At 73.8% G+C, this 9,954-nt stretch carries 8 protein-coding genes; 5 read left to right on the top strand and 3 right to left on the bottom strand.

Translation table 11 applies throughout. The features are described 5' to 3' along the window. Positions 1–8: 8 nt before the first annotated feature. From benC to benA, 3 genes are read right to left on the bottom strand one after another with little or no spacing between them, the layout of a single operon-like run. Complete coding sequence (gene benC / locus MY520_RS19330; protein ID WP_436694192.1) at positions 9–2,696, bottom strand: benzoate 1,2-dioxygenase electron transfer component BenC; 2,688 nt, start codon at positions 2,694–2,696, stop codon at positions 9–11. Between the two features lie 28 nt (positions 2,697–2,724). Next, complete coding sequence (benB, locus tag MY520_RS19325; protein WP_436694191.1) at positions 2,725–3,246, bottom strand: benzoate 1,2-dioxygenase small subunit; 522 nt, start codon at positions 3,244–3,246, stop codon at positions 2,725–2,727. A gap of 5 nt (positions 3,247–3,251) precedes the next feature. Further along, entirely contained in the window at positions 3,252–4,628 is a 1,377-nt protein-coding gene (gene benA / locus MY520_RS19320; protein WP_436694190.1) for a benzoate 1,2-dioxygenase large subunit, read from the bottom strand. Positions 4,629–4,848: 220 nt separating this feature from the next. Here benA and MY520_RS19315 point away from each other — a divergent pair, with 220 nt between their 5' ends. The 5 genes from MY520_RS19315 (at position 4,849) to MY520_RS19295 (ending at position 9,832) form a co-directional block, all read left to right on the top strand. Next, positions 4,849–5,793 (top strand): LysR family transcriptional regulator, encoded by a 945-nt coding sequence (locus MY520_RS19315; RefSeq protein WP_436694189.1) that lies wholly within the window; start codon positions 4,849–4,851, stop codon positions 5,791–5,793. Continuing rightward, positions 5,790–6,893: a mandelate racemase/muconate lactonizing enzyme family protein gene (locus tag MY520_RS19310; protein ID WP_436694188.1), complete on the top strand. Its 1,104-nt coding sequence runs from the start codon at positions 5,790–5,792 to the stop codon at positions 6,891–6,893. Before MY520_RS19315 ends, MY520_RS19310 begins: the two co-directional genes overlap by 4 nt. Positions 6,894–6,984: 91 nt before the next feature. Further along, positions 6,985–7,836 carry a catechol 1,2-dioxygenase gene (catA, locus tag MY520_RS19305; protein WP_436694187.1) on the top strand — a complete coding sequence of 284 codons (852 nt, stop codon included), beginning with the start codon at positions 6,985–6,987 and terminating at the stop codon, positions 7,834–7,836. Next, positions 7,833–8,297 carry a muconolactone Delta-isomerase family protein gene (locus tag MY520_RS19300; protein ID WP_436694186.1) on the top strand — a complete coding sequence of 155 codons (465 nt, stop codon included), beginning with the start codon at positions 7,833–7,835 and terminating at the stop codon, positions 8,295–8,297. Before catA ends, MY520_RS19300 begins: the two co-directional genes overlap by 4 nt. 164 nt (positions 8,298–8,461) lie before the next feature. Continuing rightward, positions 8,462–9,832, top strand: a complete 1,371-nt coding sequence (locus tag MY520_RS19295; RefSeq protein WP_436694185.1) for an MFS transporter — start codon at positions 8,462–8,464, stop codon at positions 9,830–9,832. Positions 9,833–9,954: the final 122 nt, after the last annotated feature.

Here is a 9,954-nt window from a genome sequence, read left to right as displayed (position 1 = left end):
ACGCCCGGTCAGCCCAGGTCGCCGCCGGCGACCGGCAGGACGGTCCCGGTGATGTAGGAGGCCTCCTCCGACGCGAGGAAGGTGATGGCCGCCGCCTGCTCGTCGAGGGTCCCGTACCGCTTCATCAGCGAGGAGTCCACCGTCTGGTCGACGATGGTCCGGTACCACTCCTGCTCCTGCTCGGTCTGCGGCGCGGGGCCGCGCGGCGTCCGGCGCGGGGGCGCGTCGGTCCCGCCGGGGGCGGTGGCGACGACCCGCACCCCGTGCGGGGCCATCTCGAGGGCCAGCGCGGTGGTGATGGCGTTGACCCCGCCCTTGGCCGCGGCGTACGGCACCCGGTTGAGCCCGCGGGTGGCGACCGAGGAGACGTTCACGATCGTCCCGCGGCCCCGCTCGACCATGTGCGGCACGACGGCGCGGCAACACCACAGCGTCGGCCACAACGACCGGTCGATCTCGGCCCGGATCTGGTCGGGCGGGTAGTGCTCGAACGGCTTGGCCCAGATCGTCCCGCCCACGGTGTGGACGGCGACGTCGATGCGGCCGAACCGCGCGAGCGCGGTGTCGACGACGGCCGACGCGCCCTCCCAGGTCTGCAGGTCGGCGACGACCGCCACCGCCTCCGCACCCGGCGAGCCCAGCTCCTCGGCCAGGTCGCGCACCAGCTCGGCACGGTCGGCGAGCACGAGCGTGCCGCCCTCGGCGCTGATCCGCCGCGCGGTCCGCTCGCCGATGCCCTGCCCGGCACCGGTGACCACGACGACCTGGCCGGCGAACCGGCCCGGCGTGACGAACCGGGGACGGCGCCCGTCGGCGAGTTCGCGCATGGCCCGGCGGGTGGTCTCCTTCGACCGCGCCGCGTGCTCGGTGATGAGCACCCGCGCGCGCTCGCGGTCGCCGTCCCGGAACGCCGTCACGATGTCGAGGTGGTCCTGCGCGCACCGCGGGTGGACCCAGGTGGCGGTGCGCAGCGACTCCTCCATGTGCCCCCTGACCCCGAGCGCCTGGTAGGCCCGCAGCAGGTGCTCGTTGCCGGTGAGGGTGAACAGGTAGTCGTGGAAGGCGGCGTTGGTCTCGGTGTACGCGGGGGCGTCGACGAACCGGTCGCCCTCGACGTAGGGCACGGTGGCCTCGGCCAGCAGCCGGTACCCGACCAGCTGCTGGTGGGTCAGGCGCCCGATGGTGAGCTCGAGCGCCCCGAGCTCGAGGGCCTGGCGGGCGTCGAAGACCGCGTCGCTCTGGTGCACGGACGGGTGGTCCTCGCCGATCTCGTACCCGTCCGCGGTGATCCGCGCGGCCTCGGGCGTCCCCGCCGGCTCCGGTGGGGCGGCCGGCGGCGGGGTGAGCGGCGCCAGCGCCGCCTCCGGGAGCAGCTCCTGGCCGGCGACGGCGCGGGCGGCGTCGGCGGGCAGCAGGTCGTCGGCGTCGGCCACGGGGCGGACGTCGCCCGGGCCGGACGGCTGGCCGACCGCCTGTCCCGCGCAGCGCCACAGGTCGGCGGCCGACTCGGGGCTGCGGCGCGGAGCCCCGGCGCCGACCGGGGTCAGCTCGGCCGGGGGCAGCAGGACCTGCCCGGCGGCGGCCCGGCCCTCGCGGCCGCCCAGCGTGAGCAGGCCGGGCGCGGTGCGCGCCACCGGCACCGGCAGGGGCTCCGCGACGGCGGGCTCCGGCTCGGCGACCTCCTCCGCGGCCGGCGCCAGGACGGCGGCCAGCGCGAACTTCTCGTAGTAGAAGCCCGACGGGGTCACGCCCAGCCCGGAGACGTGCGTGCGGACCGCCTCCACCATGGCCGGCGGGCCACAGAGGTAGACCGCGCCGTCGCCGCCGTGCAGGTGCTCGGGCCCGTACAGCCCGGTGACGTAGCCCTGGTTGCGGGCCGTCGTCGCCGGGTCGGCGACGCAGTGGTCCCAGGTGAGCCCGTCGAGGGAGTCGGCGAGGCGGCCGATGGTGTCGAGCTCGACCACGTCGTCGTCGGTGGTGACGCCGTAGACCAGGTGCGCGCGACGGGTGCTGCCCGCGGCCGCCAGGGTCCGCAGGATGGAGAGGACCGGCGCCAGGCCGGTGCCGCCGGCCAGGAGCAGCAGCGGGGCGTCGGAGTCGCGGAGGAAGAAGCTGCCGTGCGGCCCGGTGAAGGTGATCTCGTCCCCGACCGCGGCGCGCTCCTCCAGCCAGGTGGACATGACGCCGCCGGGGGTGAGCTTCACCAGGAACGTCAGCGCCTCGTCCCCGGGCGCGCTGCTGAAGGAGTAGGAGCGGGACTCCTCCGTGCCGGGGACGGCGATGTTGACGTACTGCCCCGGCAAGAACGCCAGCGCGGCCCGGTCGGCGATCTCGACGGTGAGGCCGACCGTGGTGGATGAGAGCCGGTCGAGGCCGGTGACCCGGCCCCGGTGGGTGGCCGCGCTGGTCTTGGCCACCGCCGACGTGGTCGGGATCTGCAGCACCAGGTCCGACCGCGGCTTCATGCTGCACGGCAGCACGTAGCCCTCGGCCGCCTCGTCCGGCGAGAGCGCGTCGTCGAGGTAGGTGCCCCCGTCGAAGTCGCCGGACTCGCAGAGGCTCTTGCAGGTGCCGCAGGCGCCGTCCCGGCAGTCCAGCGGGATGTTGATCCGCGCCCGGTAGGACGCGTCGGCGACGGTCTGGTCCTCCCGGCAGGTGATGAAGCGGGTGACCCCGTCCTCGAACGCGAGTGCCACGCGGTGGTCCACGGAGATCACTCCCGGCTCAGAGGTGGTAGACGTCGACGACGTGGTGGATGTAGTCGTTCTTCAGCACCACGGTCTTGCGGCGGATGAGCGGCGCGGGCCCGGAGAAGTCGATCGTGTAGAACGACGTCCCGTAGTAGGGGTCGACCGTCTTGTACCGGAAGTACATGGTGTGCCAGTTGAACCGCACGTCGACCAGGTCGCCCCGCCGCTCGATGACCTCGACGTTGCTGATGTTGTGGCTGGTCCGCGGCTCGGGCAGCGACGTCGCGCTGGAGCGCTCGGTGCGGATGCGGAACACCCGGTCCTCGAGACCGCCCTTGTTCGGGTAGTAGATGAGCGAGATGTCCCGCTGCGGGTCCTCGGTGAGCCGGTCGTCGTCCGCCCACGACGGCATCCAGAAGACGACGTCGTCGGCGTAGCACTCCAGCCACTTCTCGAACTCGCGGTCGTCGAGGTAGCGCGCCTCGCGGTAGAGGAACTGCTCGATGGCGTTCTGGGTGACGAGCGCGCCGCCGGTGGCGGTCTGCGTGGAGGTCATCGGGGTCAGCCCCTCGGGGTCGTGGCGGTCGCGCCGGCCTGCTGCTCGAGCGCGGCGCGCATGGTCTGCAGCCAGTAGCCGTGCTGCACCGGGTAGAGCCCCTCGTCCTCGTTGCGCAGCCCCGAGGAGACGACGCCGTGCATGCCGAGCGACTCGGCGACCGGGTCGGGCCCGTCGAGCCAGTGCTCCGCACCCCGGCTCATGTCGTTCCACGGCGCCGCGGTGGCCCGGAAGGTGAGCTGGCAGGAGCGGAACTCCTCCAGGTCGTCGGGGGTGGCCATCCCGGAGGCGTTGAAGAAGTCCTCGTACTGGCGGATGCGGTGGGCCCGGGCCTCGGCGCTCTCGCCCTTGGGGGCGATGCAGTAGATGGTGACCTCGGTCCTGTCCGGCGAGATCGGCCGGAAGTGCCGGATCTGGGTGCTGAACTGGTCCATCAGGTAGACGTTCGGGTAGAGGCACAGGTTGCGGGAGCCCTTGACCATGAACTCGCCCTTGGCCTCGCCGAACTGCTCCTTGAGCGCGTCCAGCCGGTCCCACAGCGGGCGGTCCTCCGGGTTGGCCGCCCACGTCCACAGGCACAGGTGGCCGTTCGGGTAGGACCAGTAGCCGCCGCCGGACTTCCCCCAGCCGCCGGCGTCGAGGGCCCTCGTGGTGTTGGCCGACTCGCCGGTGCTCCGGCGGGAGGTGGTGGCGGCGTAGTTCCAGTGCGTCGCGCTGACGTGGTAGCCGTCGGCGCCGTTCTCCGCCTGGACCTTCCAGTTGCCGTCGTAGGTGTAGGTCGACGAGCCGCGCAGGACCTCCAGCCCCTCCGGTGACTGGTCGACCAGCATGTCGATGACCGTGGTGGCGTCGCCGAGGTGCTCCGCGAGCGGGACGACGTCGGGGTTGACGCTGCCGAACAGGAAGCCGCGGTAGCTGTCGAACCGGGCCACCCTCGTCAGGTCGTGCGAGCCGGCGGTGTCGAAGGTCGCCGGGTACCCGGCGCCGTCGGGGTCCTTGACCTTGAGCAGCGCGCCGTCGTTGCGGAACGTCCAGCCGTGGAAGGGGCAGGTCAGCGTCATCCGGTTGTCGGTCTTGCGGCGGCAGAGCATCGCCCCCCGGTGCGCGCAGGCGTTCACCAGGCAGTGCAGCTCGCCGCTCTTGTCCCGGGTGATGACGACGGGCTGGCGGCCGATGGAGGTCGTGAAGTAGTCGCCCGGCTCCGGGAGCTGGCTCTCGTGGGCCAGGTAGACCCAGTTGCCCTCGAAGATGTGGGTCATCTCCAGCTCGAAGATCTCCTCGTCGGTGAAGATCCGGCGGTTGGCGCGGTAGATCCCGGCCTCCGGGTCGTCGACGACGGCGTCGGCGAGGATCTCGTGGACGCGGGTGACGTCGGCGGTCATGGCGGTGCCTCCGGTCGGGTCGGTGGTGCGGGGTGGTGCGTCCTCCCCACTGTTCGTGGCGCCCGTCACCCGGCGCGCCGGACAAGTGCCCAGTCCCGACCTGGGGTTCTTCGAGACGCTGCACGTCTCAATCGAGCCGGAATCGGTCTTTGCCGGTACATGCCCAGCGGCCCTACGTTGGCTGCGTCACAGCCACACCGGACCCGGGAGAGGAGGGGACGTGGAGATCCGCCAGCTCCGCTACTTCGTCACGGTCGCGCAGACCCGGCACTTCGGTCAGGCCGCCGAGCGGCTGCACATGGCCCAGTCCCCCCTCTCGCAGGCCATCCGCCAGCTCGAGTCGCAGGTGGGGGCCACGCTGTTCACCCGGACGACGCGGCGGGTGGAGCTCACCCCCGCCGGCGAGGCCCTCCTGCGCGACGCCGAGCGCATCCTCGAGTCGGTGGACGCCGCGCAGGCGCGCGTCCGGCTGGTCGGCGAGGGCAGCACCGGCCTGCTGCGCGTCGGCGCGACCGGCCTGGCCGCGTTCCGCCAGCTGCCCCAGCTGGCCCGGATCGCCGCCCGCGAGGTGCCGGGCCTGGTGCTCCGCTTCGAGCCCGGCCTCCTCACCCCCGCGCAGGAGCTCGCGCTGGAGGAGGACCGCATCGACCTGGCGGTGCTCCGGCCGCCGCTGCGCTCCCCCGGGCTCTCGGCGCGGCTGGTCACGCGGGAGCGGTTCGTCTGCGCCGTCCCCCGGAGCCACCGGCTCGCCGGGGACGAGCCGGTCGGGCTGGCGGAGCTCCGGGACGAGGACTTCGTCGTCTACGGCGTCCCCGACTCGGTGGTCGACGCCACCGCCGCCCGGGCCTGCCTCGCGGCCGGCTTCCTGCCGCGGCGGACGCACGCGGCCGCGGAGACCTCGATCATGCTCACGCTGGTCGCCGCCGGCATGGGCGTCGCGCTCCTCCCGGAGTCGGTCCGCGCCGTCTCGGTCGAGGGCGTCGCGCTGGTTCCGGTCGCCGACGACGTGCACGTCGACGTCGCGCTGGCCTGGCGCACCGACGACCACTCCCCCGCACTGACCCGGTTGCTGGAGGCCCTCGCGGCCAACGGCTTCATCGCGCCCGACGCCGACCCGGTCCCCCTGCCCGAACTCCCCGTCGTCCACCCCGGAGGTAGCCGGTGAAGATCGTCGCGATCGAGGCGATCCCGTACGCGATCCCCTACCGCAAGCCCTTGCGCTTCGCCAGCGGCGAGGTGCACGTCGCCGACCACGTGCTGGTCCGCGTGCACACCGACGACGGCGTCGTCGGTGTCGCCGAGGCCCCGCCGCGCCCGTACACCTACGGCGAGACGCAGGAGTCGATCGTCGCGGTGGTCGACAAGGTGTTCGCCCCGCAGCTGGTGGGGCTCACCCTGCTGGAGCGCGAGGTGGTGCACGGGCGGCTGGACCGCACCGTCGGCAACCCGACCGCGAAGGCGGCGGTCGACATGGCGATCTGGGACGCGCTGGGCCACACCCTGGGCCTGCCGGTGACCCAGCTGCTCGGCGGCTGGACCGACCGGCTGCGGGTCGCGCACATGGTCGGGTTCGCCCCCGACGCCGAGATGGTCGCCGACGCCGAGCGGGTCCGCGACGTCCACGGCATCACGACCTTCAAGGTGAAGGTCGGCCGCCGTCCGGTCGCGCTGGACGTCGGCGCCTGCCGGGCCCTGCGCACCGCCCTGGGCCCGGACGTCGAGCTCTACGTCGACGGCAACCGCGGCTGGACGCCGTCGGAGGCGGCCCGCGCCCTGGACGCGATGGCCGACCTCGGCCTGACCCTGTCGGAGGAGCTGTGCCCGGCCGACGACGTGCTCGGCCGCCGGTGGCTGACCGCGCGGACGACGGTCCCCACTGTCGCCGACGAGAGCGCCACGACCCCCGGCGAGGTCACCCGTGAGCTGCTGGGCGGCGCGGCGACCATGATCAGCATCAAGACCGCCCGCACGGGGTTCAGCACGTCGCAGCGGATCCTGCACCAGTGCGACGGCCTCGGGGCCGAGGTGGTCATGGGCAACCAGATCGACGGCCAGGTGGGCACCGCCTGCACCGTCGTCTTCGGCGCCGCTCACCGCAGCTCGGCCCGCCGGGCCGGTGAGCTCTCGAACTTCCTGGACATGAGCGACGACCTGCTCACCGAGCCGCTGGAGATCTCCGGTGGCGAGCTCGCCGTCCGTCCGGGACCGGGGATCGGCATCGCGATCGACCCCGACAAGCTCGCCCGCTACCGCCGGGACCGTTGACGGACCTCCCTGCCCCCACCGCTCGCACGCTCGCGGCGGGACCTGCAGGGAGGTCGCCGCACCACCGCACCCACCACCCCAGGAGGACACCGTGACCGCACCCACCGAGATCAACCCGACCGCCGCCGGTTCCGGCCGCAACGCCACCGAGCGCTTCGCCCAGAAGGAGCGCGCCGCAGCCGCCGTCGACCAGGCGCGCGTCTCGGCGATCGCCACCGACGCCCTCACCGCCCTGCACGACGTCATCCGGCGGCACGGGGTCACCTACGCCGAGTACGACGCGCTGAAGGCGTGGCTGATCCGGGTCGGGCAGGACGGCGAGTGGCCGCTGTTCCTCGACGTCTGGGTCGAGCACGTGGTCGAGGAGGTGGCCAACGCCGACCGCAAGGGCGCCACCGGCACCATCGAGGGCCCGTACTACATCCCGGGCTCGCCGGAGTTCCGCAGCCAGGCCACCCTCCCGATGCGCGACGGGGAGAAGGGCACGCCGTTCGTGTTCCAGGGCACCGTGACCGACCTGGACGGCGCCCCGCTGCAGGACGCCCGGGTCGAGCTGTGGCACGCCGACGACGACGGCTTCTACTCCCAGTTCGCCCCCGGGATCCCGGAGTGGAACCTGCGCGGCACGGTCCTGACCGGGCCGGACGGCCGGTTCGCGTTCTCCACGGTCAAGCCGGCGCCGTACCAGATCCCGACCGACGGCTCCTGCGGCGCGCTCATCGCGGCGGCCGGCTGGCACGCGTGGCGCCCGGCCCACCTGCACCTCAAGGTGTCCGCGCCCGGCAAGCAGCTGGTCACCACCCAGCTGTACTTCCAGGGCGGCGACTACGTCGAGACCGACGTCGCCCAGGCCGTGAAGCCGGAGCTGATCCTGCACCCGACCCCGGCCGCCTCGGGCGCCGGCGAGGAGGTCACCTACGACTTCGCGCTGGACCCCGCGTGACCCAGCTGTACGCGGTCCGGATGGACGTCGCGCTGCCACCGGACATGGACCCGGCGGCGCGCGACGACCTCCTGGCCCGGGAGAGGGCCTACTCGCAGGAGTGGCAGCGCTCTGGCCACTGGCGCCACATCTGGCGGTGCGTCGGGGAGTACGCCAACCTCAGCGTCTTCGCCGTCGACAGCAACCAGCAGCTGCACGAGATCCTCTGGGGCCTGCCGCTGTTCGCCCACATGCGGATGACGGTCACGCCCCTGGCCCCCCACCCGTCGGACATCGCGCAGGACCCGGCGCCGTCGGACACAGCGCAGGACCCGGCGCCGTCGGACACAGCGCAGGACCCGGCGCCGTCGGACACAGCGCAGGACCCGGCGCCGTCGGACACAGCGCAGGACCCGGCGCCGTCGGACACAGCGCAGGACCCGGCGCCGTCGGACACAGCGCAGGACCCTGCCTCCGACTGACCCCGCCGGGCGCCGCTCGCGCGCCCCGCCGGCCCCCCGGCGCGCACCGCATCCCCGCCCTGCGCGCCGGGTCGCACCCCTCCCCCACCCCCGTGGCGACGTCGCTCGCCGGCTCCCGCCTGCCCTGCTACGGCCGCCGCACGCCCGAGACGAGGAGAACAGCAGTGGATTCCCCCCAGCAGGACGTGCTCCGCCGCAGGACGGTCACGTGGATCGTGTCGCTCGCGACCGTCGGCCTGGTGTTCGACGGCTACGACCTGGTCGTGTACGGCACCGTCGTCCCCCTCTTCCTCCGCGACCCCGGCCAGATCGGCGCGGTGACGCCGGCCACGGCCGGCGCGCTGGGCAGCTACGCCCTCGTCGGCGTGCTCGTCGGCGCGCTGGTGGCCGGCGGCGTCGCCGACCTGATCGGCCGGCGGAAGGTCATGCTCACCGCCTACGCCTGGTTCTCCGTCGGCATGGCGCTCACCGCGCTGGCGACGACCACGACGGTGTTCGGCCTGCTCCGCTTCGTCACCGGCATCGGCGTCGGCGCGCTCGTCGCCACCACCGGCGCACTGGTGGCGGAGTTCGCGCCGGCGGGCCGGCGCAACGTCGCGAACGCGATCACCTACTCCGGCGTCCCGCTGGGCAGCCTGCTCGCCGCCCTGGTGGCGATCGTGGCGCTGGACGCCATCGGCTGGCGGGGGATGTTCCTCCTCGGCGCCCTCCCGCTGGTGACGCTGTTCCCGCTGGCGATCCTCAAGATGCCGGAGTCCCCGGCGTGGCTGGCCTCCCGCGGACGGCTCGAGGAGGCCCGCGCGGTCGCCCGGCGCACCGGGGTGGACCTCGCCGAGACCGCGGCCCCCGGCGCGCCGGCGACCGAGCCGGTGGCTCGCGGGCGGGCGGGCTTCGCCGGGCTGGCCAGCCGGGTGTACCTGCTGCCCACCGTGCTGCTCGGGCTGCTCAGCGCCACCGGCCTGCTCCTGGTCTACGCGCTCAACACCTGGCTGCCGGAGCTCATGGGCCGGGCCGGCTTCTCCACCAACGGCTCGCTGGCCTTCCTGCTCGTGCTCAACGGCGGCGCGGTGCTCGGTGCGCTGGGCGCCTCCCGCTTCGCCGACCGGTTCGGCCCCAAGCCCGTGGTGGCCGCCTCCTTCCTGCTCGGTGCGGCGGCGATCGCGTTCCTGACCGTCAGCCTCCCGCTCGCCGTCCTGCTGGCCTTCGTCGCCGTCGTCGGCCTGGGCACCAGCGGGACGCAGATCCTGATCTACGGCTTCGTCGCGACCTACTACCGGACGAACGTGCGCAGCGCCGGTGTCGCCTGGTGCGCCGGCTTCGGCCGCCTCGGCGGCATCGGCGGCCCGCTGGTCGGTGGGCTCCTCATCGCCTCGGGGATCTCGCTGACGTCGATCTTCTACGTCCTCACCGCGCTGGCGGTGTTCGGCAGCCTGCTGGCCCTGGTGGTGCCGACGGCGGCCTCGCGGGCGCCCCGGCCGCGGCCCGCACCGGCGGTGCGCGGAACCGGCGACCGGCGGGCGGGCGCGGCCGAGTAGTTCCTGCCCAGCTCATCAACGCCCGCCCTGAGCCCCGCACACGGGTGTCCGGGGCCCAGGGCGGCCGCTCCTCACGCGGGGTGAGGGGTCGGGCGGGGGCGGTGGCGACGGAACCGTCGAGG

The sequence above is a fragment of the Geodermatophilus sp. CPCC 205506 genome (genome assembly GCF_051383635.1).
Classification (GTDB): domain Bacteria; phylum Actinomycetota; class Actinomycetes; order Mycobacteriales; family Geodermatophilaceae; genus Geodermatophilus.
This window is presented reverse-complemented; position numbering and strand designations above follow the sequence as displayed.